The sequence below is a fragment of the Streptomyces sp. NBC_01306 genome, from assembly GCF_026340465.1.
Taxonomy (GTDB): domain Bacteria; phylum Actinomycetota; class Actinomycetes; order Streptomycetales; family Streptomycetaceae; genus Streptomyces.
Genome location: NZ_JAPEPC010000001.1, coordinates 6,858,050 through 6,873,145 on the forward strand (window position 1 = coordinate 6,858,050; position 15,096 = coordinate 6,873,145).

Annotated in this window: 14 protein-coding genes; 7 read left to right on the forward strand and 7 right to left on the reverse strand. The window is 69.8% G+C overall.

Translation table 11 applies throughout. The features are described 5' to 3' along the window. The first annotated feature begins 62 nt into the window (after positions 1 to 62). The 3 genes from OG385_RS30360 to OG385_RS30370 all read left to right on the forward strand — a co-directional run bounded on the left by OG385_RS30360 (position 63) and on the right by OG385_RS30370 (position 3,086). Positions 63 to 1,439, forward strand: coding sequence for an MFS transporter (locus tag OG385_RS30360; RefSeq protein ID WP_266859541.1), 1,377 nt, complete (start codon positions 63 to 65; stop codon positions 1,437 to 1,439). Between the two features lie 81 nt (positions 1,440 to 1,520). After that, positions 1,521 to 2,450: a LysR family transcriptional regulator gene (locus OG385_RS30365; RefSeq protein ID WP_266859543.1), complete on the forward strand. Its 930-nt coding sequence runs from the start codon at positions 1,521 to 1,523 to the stop codon at positions 2,448 to 2,450. 96 nt (positions 2,451 to 2,546) lie between these two features. Next, the gene (locus tag OG385_RS30370) at positions 2,547 to 3,086 is read left to right on the forward strand and encodes a hypothetical protein (RefSeq protein ID WP_266859545.1); all 540 of its coding nucleotides are present in this window, start codon (positions 2,547 to 2,549) and stop codon (positions 3,084 to 3,086) included. 40 nt (positions 3,087 to 3,126) lie between these two features. On the opposite strand, the gene OG385_RS30375 is transcribed toward OG385_RS30370, so the two are convergent. The 3 genes from OG385_RS30375 to OG385_RS30385 form a co-directional block, all read right to left on the reverse strand. After that, entirely contained in the window at positions 3,127 to 5,529 is a 2,403-nt protein-coding gene (locus OG385_RS30375; protein WP_266859547.1) for a SpoIIE family protein phosphatase, read from the reverse strand. A gap of 167 nt (positions 5,530 to 5,696) precedes the next feature. Further along, positions 5,697 to 6,872 carry an RNA polymerase sigma factor gene (locus tag OG385_RS30380; protein WP_266859549.1) on the reverse strand — a complete coding sequence of 392 codons (1,176 nt, stop codon included), beginning with the start codon at positions 6,870 to 6,872 and terminating at the stop codon, positions 5,697 to 5,699. After that, positions 6,869 to 7,276, reverse strand: coding sequence for a YciI family protein (locus OG385_RS30385; protein WP_266859551.1), 408 nt, complete (start codon positions 7,274 to 7,276; stop codon positions 6,869 to 6,871). The genes OG385_RS30380 and OG385_RS30385 overlap by 4 nt, the downstream gene beginning before the upstream one ends. Before the next feature lie 184 nt (positions 7,277 to 7,460). On the opposite strand from OG385_RS30385, the gene OG385_RS30390 reads away from it, so the two are divergent. Continuing rightward, positions 7,461 to 7,802 (forward strand): iron chaperone, encoded by a 342-nt coding sequence (locus OG385_RS30390; RefSeq protein WP_266859553.1) that lies wholly within the window; start codon positions 7,461 to 7,463, stop codon positions 7,800 to 7,802. Positions 7,803 to 8,042: 240 nt separating this feature from the next. Then, positions 8,043 to 9,512 carry a sulfatase-like hydrolase/transferase gene (locus OG385_RS30395; protein WP_266859555.1) on the forward strand — a complete coding sequence of 490 codons (1,470 nt, stop codon included), beginning with the start codon at positions 8,043 to 8,045 and terminating at the stop codon, positions 9,510 to 9,512. 157 nt (positions 9,513 to 9,669) lie between these two features. On the opposite strand, the gene OG385_RS30400 is transcribed toward OG385_RS30395, so the two are convergent. Then, complete coding sequence (locus OG385_RS30400; RefSeq protein ID WP_266859557.1) at positions 9,670 to 10,476, reverse strand: VOC family protein; 807 nt, start codon at positions 10,474 to 10,476, stop codon at positions 9,670 to 9,672. Between the two features lie 244 nt (positions 10,477 to 10,720). Next, complete coding sequence (locus tag OG385_RS30405) at positions 10,721 to 11,710, reverse strand: phosphatidylserine/phosphatidylglycerophosphate/cardiolipin synthase family protein (RefSeq protein ID WP_266859559.1); 990 nt, start codon at positions 11,708 to 11,710, stop codon at positions 10,721 to 10,723. 326 nt (positions 11,711 to 12,036) lie between these two features. Between OG385_RS30405 and OG385_RS30410 the strand changes: the two genes are divergently transcribed. Continuing rightward, positions 12,037 to 12,984, forward strand: coding sequence for a LysR family transcriptional regulator (locus tag OG385_RS30410; RefSeq protein WP_266859561.1), 948 nt, complete (start codon positions 12,037 to 12,039; stop codon positions 12,982 to 12,984). A 105-nt stretch (positions 12,985 to 13,089) separates the two neighbouring features. Here OG385_RS30410 and OG385_RS30415 read toward each other — a convergent pair whose 3' ends face one another. Together OG385_RS30415 and OG385_RS30420 are read right to left on the reverse strand one after the other, a co-directional pair. After that, positions 13,090 to 13,845, reverse strand: coding sequence for an SDR family NAD(P)-dependent oxidoreductase (locus OG385_RS30415; protein ID WP_266859563.1), 756 nt, complete (start codon positions 13,843 to 13,845; stop codon positions 13,090 to 13,092). Next, positions 13,842 to 14,159, reverse strand: a complete 318-nt coding sequence (locus OG385_RS30420) for a hypothetical protein (RefSeq protein ID WP_266859564.1) — start codon at positions 14,157 to 14,159, stop codon at positions 13,842 to 13,844. Before OG385_RS30420 ends, OG385_RS30415 begins: the two co-directional genes overlap by 4 nt. Before the next feature lie 69 nt (positions 14,160 to 14,228). Here OG385_RS30420 and OG385_RS30425 point away from each other — a divergent pair, with 69 nt between their 5' ends. Then, positions 14,229 to 15,077, forward strand: coding sequence for a LysR family transcriptional regulator (locus tag OG385_RS30425; protein ID WP_266859565.1), 849 nt, complete (start codon positions 14,229 to 14,231; stop codon positions 15,075 to 15,077). The last annotated feature ends 19 nt before the right edge of the window (positions 15,078 to 15,096 follow it).

Sequence of the window (15,096 nt, forward strand, 5' to 3'; positions counted from 1 at the left end):
ACGGCACACGCCGACGGTGCCCGCACAGCTCAGCTTCTCCCCCCATCCCCAAGGAGGTGTGTATGCCCACACGTAACACCGGCACCACGACGACCGAGGCCGAGGTGGCCACCGATGTGGTCGCACTGCGCAGGAACGTCGCCGCGGGAGCCATCGGTGTGTTCGTGCACTGGTTCGACTGGGCTGCCTACGCCTACCTCGCCGGCACCGTCGCCACCGTGTTCTTCCCGGCAGAGGACAGCACCACCGGGCTGCTCGCCGTGTTCGGCGTGTTCGCGGTGTCGTTCGGCGTCCGGCCGATCGGCGCCATGGTCTTCGGGCCGCTCGGCGACAGGATCGGCCGCAAGCGCACCTTGTCACTGGTCATCTTCATGATGTCCGGCGCGACCCTGACGATCGGTCTGCTGCCCGGTTACGCGACGATCGGGGTCGCCGCCCCGGTGCTCCTGCTGGTCCTGCGCCTCATACAGGGCTTCGCCGCGGGCGGCGAGTTCGGCAGCGCGGCGAGCTTCCTGGCCGAGAGCGCCCCGCGGCGGCGCCGCGGATTCGGGGTCAGCTGGCTGGAGGTCGGCTCCCTGCTGGGCTTCCTCGCCGGATCGTTCGTCTTCCTGCTGCTGTCCTCGGGGCTCGACGACAGCCAGCTGACGTCTTGGGGCTGGCGCATCCCCTTCCTCATCGCCGCGCCCCTGGGCGTCATCGGCTTCATCATCCGCAACAAGATCGAGGACACCCCCGAGTACCGGGCGCTCGAAGCCAACGACACCGTCCCGCGCAGCCCCGTACGAGAACTGCTCCGCACCGAGAAGCGGCAACTGCTCCAGGCGGCAGGCCTCATGACCGCCATGCACGTGCCCTTCTACATCGTGCTGACCTATCTGGTGACGTACGAGACCGACCACCTGGGGCAGTCGTCCGACAACGCGGCCCTGCTGTCCACGGCGATCTCGCTGCTGGGGCTGTTGTTCGTTCCGCTGTTCGGCCTGCTGTCCGACCGGGTGGGACGTAAACCGGTCTTCGTCGGAGCGACGGTGGCCCTGCTGGTCCTCGCCGTCCCCGCGTTCCTGCTGATGCGGACCGGGCTCGTCGGAACCTGGGTGGCGGGGCTCGTGCTCGGCGTGATCCTCGCGGCGATCCTCGGCACCTACGCGGTGTGGTCGGCGGAGATCTTCCCCACCCGCACCCGCCAGAGCGGCCTGTCCATCGCGTACAACATCACCGCCGCCCTCTTCGCCGGCACGGTGCCCTATCTGATGACCGTGCTCATCTCCGCGACCAGCAGCACCCTGCTGCCCGGCTTCTACCTGATGGTGTTCGCCGTGGGTGGCCTCGTCGCCGCGCTGTCCCTCCGGGAGACAGCAGGCTCCGCCATGCTGCGCCCCGAGGACGTGCCCGACCCGGCACCCGAGGACGTGCCCGTGCCGGCCGCCGAGCACTCCTAGCGGCCGCCGCATGAGGGCGGGCACGTCGGGCACGTACACGATCGTCCGGCGCGATGTTCACACCCGGCGCGAGGTGCGGAGATGACGGCACCGGTGGGTTTCACCCTCGTCCAGCTCCGCTATTTCCTCGTCGCCGCCGAGTGCGGTTCGATGACGGCGGCATCGGCCGAGCTGCATATCGCGCAGTCCGCGGTGTCCGCTGCCATCCACAGTCTGGAAGGCAACCTGCGGGCACAGCTGTTCATCCGCCGCCGGGGCCGCGGGCTGGTCCTGACACCGGCGGGGGAGAGGCTCCGGCACCAGGCACGCGAACTTCTGGCCCGTGCACGTGAGTTGCCGGGGGAGGCGCGCGGCAGCGGGCGGGTCCTGTCGGGGCCGGTGAGCGTCGGATGCTTCATCACGCTGGCCCCGTACTACCTGCCCGCCCTGTTCAGCGCATGCGCCGGCCGGTACCCGGGGATCGAGATCGACGTCGTGGAGGCCGAGGCCGAACAGCTGCTCCAGGCACTGCGTGCGGGACGCATCGACTTCGCCCTCACCTACGGCCTCGGCCTGTCCACCGGTCCCGAGGTGCGCGGAGAGACGATCGCCCGCGTGCCGGCCCATGCCATCGTCCCGGCCGGCCACCCCCTGGCCGGCCGGGGGACGGTGGACTTGACCGAACTGGCCGCGGAGCCGTTGGTGCTGCTCGATCTGCCCTACAGCCGGGACTACTTCCGCGCGCTCGTGGCAGCCACCGGCACCGCACCCGACGTGCGGTACCGCACCCGGAGCTACGAGACCGTCCGCTCCATGGTGGCCAGGGGCCTCGGCTACTCGGTGCTGAACCAGCGTCCGGCGACCAGAGAGACGTATGGCGGCGGCGAGGTGGTGGAGTTGGAGCTGAGCGAGCGATACCCACCGCTGGAACTCAAGCTGGCGACGGTCCAGGGTGTGACACAGACCGCCCGCGCCCGGGCCGTCATGGAGACGGTGCGGGACATGACGGCCGGCGGCGGCCCGGCGAACTGACGTACGCCAACCAGGGTTTGTCCCCCTTCCTGCCCATCGGCCGTCTACTGTCGGACTCGCCGCTCTGCCCGTCGCGGCCTCCTGAGGAGGAATCCTGTGTCATCGTCCTGCGGTCCCCAGCACGCTCCCGTCGGTGATGTGGGGGTGGCCCTCATGATGATCGACTCCCGGCTCAGAGGCATCCACGAGGGCAAGGCCGGGACCGACCCCGAACAACAGGTGCTGATCGACCAGTTGACCGCGTCACTGGGCCCCGAGGGAGCCGATGACGTACTGGACGGCGTGTGCACGCTCGTTCTCATGTTCATGACCTGGCTGCGGAAAGCCCATGAGGAACAGGACAAGGACGTCATCGAGTACGTGGTGCCCAACCTGGTGGCCACGATGCGCATGATGCCCAGGAGCGTCCGGCCCGAGACCATCCCCACCATGGCCGGCCTCGTCATCGCCGCGGGCACCGGGCTGAGCCCCAGCCTGTGGCGGAAACAATACGGATACTGGACCGAGGAGGAGATGACTCCCCTCGAAGTCACCGCGTTCCTGCTCGCGGAGCACATCAACCGCATCACCGACGACCCCGACTTCGCCACCCGCTTGATCAGCGAGGCTCTGGCCAGTTCGGAGGAGGACTGCTGAGCGGGCGCAGCAGGCGGTGCGGCGCCGGCCATGGGTGATCTCATCCCGTCGCGGGGAAGGCCTGTTCGGTCCAGATGGTTTTGCCGGAGCGGGTGTAACGCGTTCCCCACCTCTGGACGAGTTGCGCGACGATGAACAGACCGCGCCCGCCTTCGTCGTCCTCGCCGCTGTGGCGCAGATGCGGTGAGGTGTGGCCCGAATCCGCGACCTCGCACAGGAGGGTCCGGTCGCGGATGAGGCGTACGTGGAGCGGTCCTTCGGCGTATCTGACCGCGTTGGTCACCAGCTCGCTGACGATCAGCTCGGTCGCGAACGACAACTCCGCGAGGCCCCAGTGGTTCAGCTGTCCGATGGCCAGTTCCCGGGCACGGCCCGCGGCGGACGGCTCTGCGGGCAGCTCCCATTCGGCGACCTGCGAAGCGTGGAGTTCGCGGGTGCGGACCAGCAGCAGGGCGGTGTCGTCGGCGGTTGTCCCGCCCGGCAGGAGTTCTGCCACCGCCCGGTCGCAGAGCTCTTCGAGCGATGCGTGGCGGTCGCGGAGCACACGGCCCAGGGTGTCGAGTCCTTGATCGATGTCGCGGTCGCGGGCCTCGACCAGTCCGTCGGTGAAGAGAGCCAGCAGGCTGCCCACCGGCAGCTCGATCTCCAGGGACTCGAACGGCAGACCGCCGAGGCCCAGGGGCGGGCCTGCCGGCAGGTCCGGGAAGAACAGCCGGCCGTCCGGCTCGACGACCGCCGGTGGCAGATGCCCGGCCCTGGCCATGACACAGCGCCGCGAGACCGGGTCGTAGACCGCGTAGAGACAGGTCGCCCCGGTGGTCACATCGGCGTAGGTGCCGTCGGGTGCGCCCAGCTCGTCCGACTGCTCGTCCGCCGACTGCCCCACCAGATCGTCCAGCCGCGACAGCAGCTCGACGGGATCCATGTCCATCTGGGCGAAGGCACGTACGGTCGTACGCAGCCGTCCCATGGTGGCGGCTGCCTGCAGGCCGTGGCCGACCACGTCCCCGACCACGAGTCCGACCCTGGTTCCGGACAGGGGGATGACGTCGAACCAGTCACCGCCGACCCCTGTCACGGCGTCCGTGGGCAGGTAGCGGTAGGCCAGGTCGACCGCTGACGGCTCCGGCACGTGTTGCGGCAGCAGCTGGCGCTGGAGGGCCAGGGCGGCGGTGCGTTCACGGGCGAAGCGGCGGGCGTTGTCGATGGAGACCGCCGTACGGGCGACCAGCTCGTCGGCCAGTGCCACTTCGCCGCTGTCGAAGGTGGCCGAACCGGTGTCGCGGATGAAGGTGACGAGTCCCAGCATGCTGCTTCCGGTCCGCAGCGGCACGACCAGGGTTGTGTCGTCGAGTACGAGCCCGCCCGAGGCGAGGCTGCGGTCCTGCGGCGAACCGGGCCGGTACTCCACGGGCGAGTGGTTCACGACGGAAGGGGGAGGCGGCTGCTGTCCCGGCTCCCCCCGGCCGGCTTCCTCGGCCGGGCGACGGGCGACCCGTACGAGAGAGATCGCCGCCGAGTCGCTGGTGGCCGGCAGCTCGCCCTCCAGTACCGGCCGCGAAAGGTCGACCGTGACAGTGGCGGCGAACTCCGGTACCGCCACCTCGGTGATCTTCTCGGCGGTGACCAGCACATCGAGGGTGGTGCCGATCCCGCGGCCCGCCTCGACGAGCAGGGCCAGCCGCCGCTGGGCCCGGTAGCGATCGGAGATGTCGAATGCGTCCTCGCACACTCCGAATACGTGTCCGCCGGCGTCCTGGAGCCGGTAGTAGGCGCAGGACCAGAGGTGGTCCGTTTCCGGGTCGGTGGGCGGCCGGCCCAGGAAGTGCAGGTCCAGAATTGGTTCTCCGGTGTCCAGTACGTGACGCATGACCCCGTCCAGAGTGGGCGGGTGCCCCTTGGACACGAATTTCCCCTCGGAGTACAGGTCGTCGGGCCGAGAGCCGCGGAACTCGGCGAACGGGCGACCGATCTCCTGTTCGTACGCCGCGTTGCACCAGGTCAGGTGGAGGTCGGTGTCGTAGATGGCCAGGCCGACGGGCGACTGGGTGGTCAGTCCGTGCAGCAGGGCCTGCTGGGACTCCCACAGCCGGAGATCCTTCAGCTCCGTCGCGACGAGCACACGCTCCGCCGTGCCCGCGCCCGGCAGCGGACACACCGCGGTGGCGACGATCAGCTCACGCCCGTCGCGGTGCCGGGCGACGCGGATCTCACTTCCGCGGAGCCGGGGAGGGAAGGGGCGCGCGGAGGGTGTCGGGCCGGGCGACAGGAACGTGGTCAGGGGCCGGCCGACGATCTCGTGCGGCCGGTACCCGAGGAGCTGCTCCGCCGCTGCGCTCCATCCGATGACCGTGTCCTGGGCGTCGATGACCGCCGTGGCCGCCCTGGTGATGTCGAGGGGACTACGAAAGTCGGCACTCTGCTCCGTGTTCCATGCCGTCATGGCGCCATATCAGCCCCGTTCATCCCTTCCAGAATCCGCTGTCCCGGGGGCAGGCACAACCGCGGGCGGACCATCCAGGGCGGGACGGGGCTCCTGGACTGCTCATCGTGCTCGGCGGGCTGCCCCTGAGCACCATCCGCACGACCGCGCCACCGAGGGTTCGCCGCTCAACCGCGTAGCCGCGCGTTGAGCCGGGCGGCCTGTCGCACGAGGTGATCGCGTTCCGGGATGTTGGGCGCCGCCCGGGCGGCCTGGGCGTAGAGCCGTGCCGCGGTCACCGGATCACCGTCACGCTCGTGCAGGTACGCCGCGACGGCGGCGTGCCGTGGCAGAGAAGGGTCGAGCTCTGCCAGGGCGGCCAGCCCGGCCCGCGGGCCGTCGGCCTCGCCCACCGCGACGGCCCGGTTGAGGCGGGCCACCGGGCTGCCGGTGAGGCGTACCAGTTCGTCGTACCACTCGACGATCTGTACCCAGTCGGTCTCCTCGGTGGTCCGGGCGTCGGCGTGGAGCGCGGCGATGGCCGCCTGGGCCTGGAATTCGCCCAGGCGGTCGCGGGCGAGGGCGCTCTGGAGCAACTCGACGCCCTCGGTGATCAGCTGGGTGTTCCACAGGCCGCGGTCCTGCTCGGCAAGCGGCACGAGCCTGCCGTCGGGGCCGGTCCTCGCCGGGCGCCGTGCGTGGTGGAGCAGCATGAGCGCGAGCAGGCCCGCGACCTCCTCATGGCTGGTCCTGGCTGCCAGTTGGCGGGTGAGCCGGATCGCTTCGGCGGCGAGGTCGACGTCGCCGGAGTAGCCCTCGTTGAACACCAGATAGAGCACGCGCAGCACCGTGGCGACATCGCCGGGCTGGTCGAACCGGACGTCGGAGACGGTCCGCTTGGCCCTGCTGATCCGCTGGGCCATGGTCGGTTCCGGCACGAGGTAGGCCTGCGCGATCTGCCGGGTGGTCAGACCGCCGACCGCGCGCAGCGTGAGCGCGACGGCCGAGGCCGGTGTCAGGGACGGGTGCGCGCACAGAAAGTACAGCTGAAGGGTGTCGTCCACCGCCTCGCTCGCATCGGGCAGGGGCTCGGCATCGACCAGTTCCTCCCGCCGCCGCCGGGAGGTATCGGCGCGTACGGCGTCGAGGAACTTGCGCCAGGCCACCGTGACCAGCCAGCCCTTGAGGTCCCGCACGGGGTGTCCCCCGCTCGAAGAGGGCGGGGAGGAGCCGTCCGGCCACCTGCGCACGGCCTCGACCAGGGCGTCCTGCACGGCGTCCTCGGCCTCCGCGAAGTCGGCTCCGCGACGGACGAGAACACCGATCACCGCGGGCACCAGCTCCCGGAGCAGCGACTCGTTCACTCGGTGGCCGTGGGCTGCTCGGCGTAGAACGGGCGCACTTCGAGCCACTCGTGGATCGGCTTCCCACCCGCACCCGGAGCCGCCGACAGCTCGCCGGCCAGTTCGAGCGCGCGCTCGTAGGTCTCGACGTCGATCACCATCCAGCCGGCGATCAGGTCCTTGGTCTCCGCGAAGGGGCCGTCGGTGACCGGCGGCCGCCCCTCGCCGTCGTAGCGGACGAACGTGCCGTCCGGGGAGAGAGCCTGACCGTCGACGAACTCGCCGGTGCCCTCCAGCCGGGCAGCGAAGTCACGCATGTACTGCACGTGGGCCGAGACCTCCTCCGGTTCCCACTGGTCCATCGGCACGTTGTTGACGGGCGCCGGCGCGCCCCGGTAGTGCTTGAGCAGCAGGTACTTGGCCATCGTGTTCTCCCCGGTGAGGTACGGCCCATTGTGGCCGTGTTCACTCCTGGGACGGAGCCGCGCGCGGGTTCTCGACATCCCGTGGCGGAATTTTCTGGCGGATTCGGGGCTCCGCGCTTCGGCCGACGGCCGACGGCTGGCGTCCGCAGTTGCGGGCGGTGACCGCGCGGCCAGAATGAGCTGCATGGACGCCGAGGTGCAGACGTACATCGCCGGGATCGCATCCGGACACCGCCCGCTCTTCGACCGGGTCGACCGGCTGATCCTGGAGGTTCACCCCGAGGCGTCCCTGGTGCTGTCCTACGGGATGCCGACCTACCGGGTCGGCACACGCAAGCTGCACGTCGGGACCTGGCAGCACGGGCTCTCGATCTACGGGTGGGGCAAGGACCGGGACGCGGGCTTCACCTCCCGCCACCCGGCGCTCGTCAGCGGGAAGGGAACCATCCGGCTGCGTCCCCAGGACGCGGCGGACGTCACCGACGACGAGCTGCGGGATTTCATCCGCGCCGCACTGGAAGCCTGAGCCCCCGCCCTATTTATTCTCAAGGGTTGACTAAAAAGTTGACGGCCTCGTACGGTGCCGATCGGCGCGCCGTGCGAAGAAACGCTCCGAGCGCATCGGCGAGGGGCGGACGGAGCATGAGCACACGCAACACCCTGTCCCTGACGGCCGGTCAGCGCCGAGTGGACGACGAGTGGACACCCACGGCGCCTGCGACAACTCGCCGGCCGGGGCCCCGGCCTGCCCACCCTGGAGACGCCCATGGCAAGCCGTGATCCGCTGCACCCGAACATTCTGGTCATCCTCAGCGACGACCAGGGCCATTGGGCTCTGGGCTGCGCGGGCAACGACGAGATCATCACTCCCCGGCTCGACGCGCTCGCCGCCGGAGGCACCCGCCTGGAGAACTTCTTCTGTACCTCCCCGGTCTGCTCTCCCGCGCGGGCCAGCCTCTTCACCGGGCAGATACCGTCCCGCCACGGGGTGCACGACTGGCTCTCCGGCGGTCACGCGGGGGAGGACGGTGTCGACTTCCTGGCCGGGCAGCGCCTGTTCACCGACGACCTGGCCGCAGCCGGGTACCGGCTGGCGCTGTCCGGCAAGTGGCATCTCGGTGCGAACGACCGGCCCCGGCCGGGGTTCACCCACTGGTACTCCCACGAAAGCGGCGGCAGTCCCTATCACGGTGCACCCATGTACCGCGACGGCGTACCGGCCCCGGCCGATGGCTACCTCACCGATCTGCTCGCGGACGACGCCGCGGCCTTCGTACGGGCCGAGGCCGACAGCGACGACGCTCCTTTCTACCTCTCTCTGCACTTCACTGCTCCGCACAAGCCCTGGAAGGACCAGCACCCGCCGCACATCGAGAGTCTGTACGCCGACTGCGCCTTCGACAGCTGCCCGCAGGAGCCCGCGCACCCCTGGCAGCCCCTGGTGGACGGGGTGCCCGTCGGAGGCGAGCCGGACGTGCGTGCGGCCCTTGTCGGCTACTTCGCCTCGGTCACCGCCATGGACGCCGGTATCGGGAGGGTGCTCGACACACTGGCCGAACAGGGGCTGACCGACAGCACCCTCGTCGTCTTCTCCAGCGACAACGGGTTCAACTGCGGTCACCACGGCATCTGGGGCAAGGGCAACGGCACCTTCCCGCAGAACATGTACGACAGCTCGGTCAAGGTGCCCGCGATCATCTCGCAACCGGGGCGGATCACCGCGGGTCAGGTGCGCCAGGAGCTGCTGTCGGCCTACGACTTCGCGGCAACGCTCATGGAATGCGCAGGCTTGGACCCCGAGCCGTACGAACAGGGTCCGGGCAACTCCTTCGCGGGTCTGCTCCTCGGCGACGGAGTGCGGCGGGCCGGGGCGCAGCGGTCCGCACCGTCCCGGCCTGTGGTGGTCTACGACGAATACGGGCCGGTACGCATGATCCGGACCACGGACTGGAAGTACGTCCACCGCTATCCGTACGGCCCGCATGAGCTCTACCACCTGGCCGCGGACCCGGGCGAGCGGGTCAATCTGGCCGGGGACCCGGCCCACCGCGAGCAAATCGGGGCTCTGCGGCAGCGGTTGGACGCCTGGTTCCTGGAGCACGGAGAACCTGAACGGGACGGGAGCCGCCTGCCGGTCACCGGGGCGGGGCAGTCCGCACCGCTGGACGGCGACCCGACAGGAGCGTTCGACGAACCGGAGTGGCAGCTGCGGTATCCGCCGGTCAGCCCTTCCTGAAGCGTCCGGCCTTCCAGGAGCGTCCGGCTCCCGGTAAAAGGGGATCGCCCGCAACGCGATCTGCCGGCGCATCGGGAACGCCCCGGTCACCGGCTTCGCCGTGTACGACTGCTCGTACGTGAGGCCGGCCGACAGGCCGGGGCCGGGGCGGGCGGACTCAGGCCGCCTCGGGCCCGGTCGTGTTGATGACCCCGAAGACGCCGCCCTGCGGGTCCTGCACAAGAGCCATCCGGCCCGCCATCATGTCGAAGGGGGGCTTGAGGACGTTGCCGCCGGCCCGTACCAGCGCATCGACCGTGCTGTCGGTGTCGTCGACGGAGAAGTACGTCAGCCAGTGCGAGGGCCCGGCCGGTCGCGGCTCCTCCTTGTTCGCGAAGCCCTGCATACCGCCGACCGTACGGCCGTCCACGGACAGCGCGAAGTAGTCGGGCGCGCCCTCCATGGGGGCCGCCTTGACGCCCAGCACCTTGGCGTAGAAGGGCGCGGCGGCGGCCGGGTCGGTGGTGTTGATCTCGTTCCAGATGACCGCGCCCGGCTCGTTGACGATTCCGGCGCCGTGGAAGTCCCGGGCCTGCCAAAGACCGAAGGCAGCGCCCGTCGGGTCGGTCGCGACGGCCATCTGGCCGAGCGTGAGCACGTCCATGCCAGGCATGATCACCTGGCCTCCGTTGGCCGTGATCGCTCTCTCGGCGGCAGACAGGTCGGTGGTGGCGAGGTAGGTGGTCCAGGCGGTCGGGGGCGCCGGGTCGGGTGTGCTGCCGTCCGGGTTCATCGCTTTCATGATCCCGGCGACCGGCTTGCCGTTCAGTGTGCAGACCGCGTATCCCCCGGTCTCGGCCCCTCCGGCCTCTCCCTGCCAGCCGAACAGGTCACGGTAGAAATCGAGCGCAGCCTGCTGGTCGGGGACCATGAGATCGACCCAGCAGGGGGTGCCGGGTGTGTACGGACTGGTGACATCGGGCATGACGATCCTCCGTGGTGGTGGTGTTCCCACCCCTACCACTGCCCTGGCAGGGACCCCGGCGACGTGGGATCCCGTAAACATCACCCGACCGTGGACCGGTCGTGCCCCGGCCCGTGAACAGCTGACTTCGCGGCGCCGGCCGGGAGTGCTTCCCGGCCGGCCGACGCGGCCAGGAGTCCGGCCCCGGCCGCGCGGGCCGGGGCCGGACTCCTGCAGAGCTGCTGTGGTCCTGATCCCGACGGGGTCAGGCCGTGCCGGAGCTCTTGAGGAAGTCGGCGTCGAATGCCTTCTCGATGCCGCTGACCACTGCGGAGTCACTGACGATGAGGCCGAGTTCGCGGTTGTGGTTGAGCGAGTTGTCGGAGAAGTTCTCCGAACCGGCAAACACCTTCGCGGAGGACATGCCGTAGTCGGCGACGATCGCCTTGGCGTGGATGTAGTAGCCGGTGGAACTCGTGTAGGTGGTCACCTTGCCACCCGCCGCAGTGACCTCCTGCAGCTCCTTGCTGTACTTCGACGACTGGTTCTCGGCGACGACGCGAACGGCGACGCCGCGCTTCGCGTCCGCGACGACCGCATTCACCAGCGCGGAGTCACCGAACTCCTCCTCCTGGACATCGAGGCTGCTCTTCGCGCCCGTGACCAGGGCCAGCAGATGGCTCTGCGAGTCGGTGGGCGACCAGACCAGGTCCGTACCGTCGGACGGGGTGACGGAGGTCTTCGCGTAGTCGGCGTCGAAGACCTTCTCGATCGCCGCGACATCGCCCTGGTCGGTGTCGAAGACGCCGTAGTCGCGCGAGGTCGAGTAGTACTCCGTGTCGAAGTTGCCGGTGCTGATGTACGACTTGGCGCCGTCGACGGTGATCGTCTTCTGGTGGGTGTACACGTACGCCGATGACGAGTACGTGACCCCGGCACCGGCCGCGGACAGGGCCTTGTAGGCGGCGCCGTCGATGGACGAATGCTGGGAGTCGAAGACCACGCGGACCTTCACGCCCGCCTTCTGCTGCTTCACCAGATCGTTGACGAGAGTGGTGTCGCGCAACTCGTAGATCGTCACGTCGACCGACTTCTTGGCCGAGTTGACGAAGTCGTAGATCGCGCCTTCCTTCTGGTCCGGCAGGACCACCAGGGAGTAGGCGCTCGCGGCATGGGCCGTAGCAGGGAGGAGGGCACATACGGCGGCCAGGGCGCCTGCGGCCAGGGTGGGCATGAGGCGGTGTGTGGGGTTCACCGGGGCTCCTGTACGTAGTCTCGTGGGGGCGCGCAACGCGCGTAGCGCATCCCAGTAGGGCATAGCGCCGAGGCTTGCTGAAGCTCAGTTGAGTGAACAGAGGGGAAGCGTTGTGCAAAGCGCCACAGGCTTTACTCCTGCATCAACTGTCCCAAAAGGGTGTGCAGTTGGCGCACGTCTGTCCGACGGATCCCGGTCGGCGGGCGCAGCCGCCCGCCGCGCAACTCCACCCTCGGCCACGGGTGGCAATGCGATCGGCGGGAACGGGTCGGACAACTGATGCGGCGCCGAGCCACAACCTCCCGTTGTACACATAGGGTGGCCGCATGGACCTCGACGCCGTTCGTACCTTCGTCGCCGCTGCGGATGCCGGGCAGTTTCAGGAAGCCGCCGCGGCGCTCTCGATCACCCAGCAGGCCGTCTCCAAGCGCATCGCCGCGCTGGAGAAGGACCTGGAGGCGCGTCTGTTCACCCGCACGGCCCGCGGAGCCCGGCTCACGATCGACGGCCAGGCGTTCCTGCCTCACGCCCGCGAACTCCTGCGGGCGGAAGAACGCGCCGACGCGTCGGTGCGTCCGGGCCGGCGCGCTCTGCGCATCGATGTCGTCAGCCGGCGGATCGCGTCGGCAGTGCTCCTGCAGGACTTCCACCGTATGCGTCCTGAGATCTTGCTGGATGTCGTGGCACTGCTGAGCGCCGACGTCGATGCGGCAGTCGCCGCTGTCGAAGCCGGCACGATCGACGCCACCTTCCACGCTGTGGCCTCGCAGCTGCATCTGCCGGATGCCATCAGGACCGCCCGGGTGATCGACGAGCCGCACCAGCTGCTCGTCGGGCCCCGCCACGCACTTGCCAACGCCCGTACCGTCACGCCGGCGCAGCTTGTCGGACACCGGATCTGGATGCCCGGTATCGCTGCCGGGACCGAGGTGGCCGCGTACTTCGACGAGCTCGCCGCCGCCTTCGGGCTCACCCTCGACTTCATCGGGCCGGTCTTCGGCAACGAGGCACTGCTGGCCGAGATCGCCGACTCCGCGGAGCTGGCCACTCTGGTCGGCGAGCGTACGCGGTATCTGTGGCCGGACAGCTACGACCTGAGGCGCATCCCGGTACGCGGCCCGGCACTGATCTACCCGCTGTCCCTGATCTGGCGCGACGACAACCCCCACCCCGCGCTCGCCGAATTCCGCGACTACCTCGGCTCCCGACGGCCGAGCCCGCCCAACACCGAGTCCTGGACACCGACATGGGCGCAGTGGTCGGCAAGGTCATGACCTGAACCGAGACCGGCCGCCGAACCGGCCCGGGCGCCGCCGTACGATCGCGGCCGGGCACCGGGACCGGTGTGCTCCCCGGCCGCGATGGCCTTCACGCGCGCCTCATGCCCGCCTGCCGCCGTCGACCGACATCGCGATCCCCGTGACGTAGGACGCGGCGTCCGAGCAGAGCCAGACCGCCGCCGCGGCGGCCTCCTCCGGCATGGCGAGCCGGCCGAGCGGCGTGATCCCCGCCTGCTGCGCGATCATGTCCGTGCCGTCCGCCACCTTCTCGAACCCGGCAGTGAGAGTCGGGCCGGGGCAGACGGCGTTGACCCGGATGTTGTCCGGCGCGTAGTCCACCGCGGCGGCCTTGGTGAGCCCGACGATGCCGTGCTTGGCGGCCACGTAGGCGGGGGCGTGCGGAATCGCGTACAGGCCGCCGTTGGAGGCGATGTTGACGATCGCGCCGCCTCCACGGAGCAAGGGCAGCTCGTACTTCATGCAGAGGAAGGTCCCGGCCAGATTGACGTGGACCACGCGCTCGAACTCGTCCAGGGTCATCCGGTCGAGCTGCTGGTGGTGCGAGGCCAGGCCGGCGTTGTTCACGGCGAAATCGAGGCCGCCGTAGGCCGTGACCGTGCGCTCCACGGCCGTCCGCACGGAGCGTTCGTCGGCGATGTCGACGGTGACGGCCAGCGCTTCCCCGCCGTCCTTTGTGATCATTTCGGTGGTCTCGGCCGCTGTGCGCTCGTCGATGTCGAGCACGGCGACCGCGGCGCCGCTCCGGGCCAGCTCCAGCGCCGTCGCGCGGCCGATCCCACTGCCGGCGCCGGTGACCAGTCCCGCCTTGCGGGCCTTTCGGGAGAGGTCGCTCATACCAGCGGCTCGTGGTTCGCCCAGGCGACCTTGTACGGGTGCCGTGACTGCCAGTGGCGGATGACCTCGTGCAGGCCGGGCGCGGTGAACGCCTTCGCGAGGGCGTCGGTGTCGGCCACGGCGACCTGCACGATCGCGGTCGCGATCAGCGCCGGAATGGCCTCCTCGCCGGGGACAGGGATGTGGCGCCGGGCCGCGATCGACTGGACGAGACCGGAGTCGAGCATGGCCCGTTCGATGTCTGTGAGGTATTGGTCGAGTTCAGCGGTGGGCAGCGGCTGATCGAAGGAGACGATCATTGTGTGGTTGATCATGTGCCAATTTTGATGGCGACCACCGACCGTGTCCAAGATCGGTTCGATATTCAGCGATAACCTGGAGGCATGATTGAACTACAGACCCGTGAGCTGGAGTACTTCATCGCAGTCGCCGGCGAGCTGCATTTCGGCCGGGCCGCCGTGCGGCTCTCGATCGCCCAGCCGGCGCTGTCGAAGGCGATCCAGCGGATCGAGACCCGGCTCGGTGTCCCGCTGTTCGTCCGCTCCAGCCGCCGAGTCGAACTCACCCCGGCCGGGGAGGCGTTGCAGGAACACGGGCGGCACGCGCTCAACGCGGTCAGTGCCGCGGTCCGCAACGCCCGGCGCGCCGGCGACACCCAGGCCCACCTGCGACTCGTACTCAAGCCCGGCGGTGACGCGGGCCTGCTGTCCGGGATCCTGGCCGCGTACGCCCACCAGCCCGACGCCCGCCGGGTGGACATCCTGTTCAGCGGCCCCGCCGACCGCGCCGACTTCCTGCTCGGCGGCCGGGCCGATGTCGGCCTGCTCTATGTGCCGTTCGACGATCTCGACGGCCTGGCCCACGAGACATTGCGTACCGAGGACCGCGTGGTCATCGTCCCGTCCGGGCACCGGCTGGCCGGGCGCGCCTCGGTGCTCATGTCCGATCTGGAGGGTGAGACGCTGCCGCGCTGGAAGGGGATCCCCGGGGGCGACGGCACCGGCCCCGAGGTCACCGATGTGGTCCAGATGCTCCACATGATCACGGTCGGCCGGATGATCGGGGTGCTGCCGCGCTCACTGGTCGAACCGGTCCCGGCCGGCCTCACCTGCGTCCCGGTGACCGACGCGCCGCCCAGCCGTCTGGTGCTCGCCTGGAACGAGCAGGACCGCCGCCCGCTGGTCGCGTCGTTCGTGGCCGCCGCGCGCAGTACCGGAACCGCACCTGAGTGAGGCGCGGAGCACCCTTCAC

Bases quoted from the DNA above. Each gene is read 5' to 3' on its own strand.
- OG385_RS30375 (WP_266859547.1), bottom strand. From the start codon at position 5,529: ATGACGGCATGGAACACGGAGCAGAGTGCCGACTTTCGTAGTCCCCTC.
- OG385_RS30385 (WP_266859551.1), bottom strand. From the start codon at position 7,276: ATGGCCAAGTACCTGCTGCTCAAGCACTACCGGGGCGCGCCGGCGCCC.
- OG385_RS30400 (WP_266859557.1), bottom strand. From the start codon at position 10,476: ATGCCCGATGTCACCAGTCCGTACACACCCGGCACCCCCTGCTGGGTC.
- OG385_RS30420 (WP_266859564.1), bottom strand. From the start codon at position 14,159: ATGATCAACCACACAATGATCGTCTCCTTCGATCAGCCGCTGCCCACC.
- OG385_RS30415 (WP_266859563.1), bottom strand. From the start codon at position 13,845: ATGAGCGACCTCTCCCGAAAGGCCCGCAAGGCGGGACTGGTCACCGGC.
- OG385_RS30425 (WP_266859565.1), top strand. From the start codon at position 14,229: ATGATTGAACTACAGACCCGTGAGCTGGAGTACTTCATCGCAGTCGCC.
- OG385_RS30410 (WP_266859561.1), top strand. From the start codon at position 12,037: ATGGACCTCGACGCCGTTCGTACCTTCGTCGCCGCTGCGGATGCCGGG.
- OG385_RS30390 (WP_266859553.1), top strand. From the start codon at position 7,461: ATGGACGCCGAGGTGCAGACGTACATCGCCGGGATCGCATCCGGACAC.
- OG385_RS30365 (WP_266859543.1), top strand. From the start codon at position 1,521: ATGACGGCACCGGTGGGTTTCACCCTCGTCCAGCTCCGCTATTTCCTC.
- OG385_RS30360 (WP_266859541.1), top strand. From the start codon at position 63: ATGCCCACACGTAACACCGGCACCACGACGACCGAGGCCGAGGTGGCC.
- OG385_RS30395 (WP_266859555.1), top strand. From the start codon at position 8,043: ATGGCAAGCCGTGATCCGCTGCACCCGAACATTCTGGTCATCCTCAGC.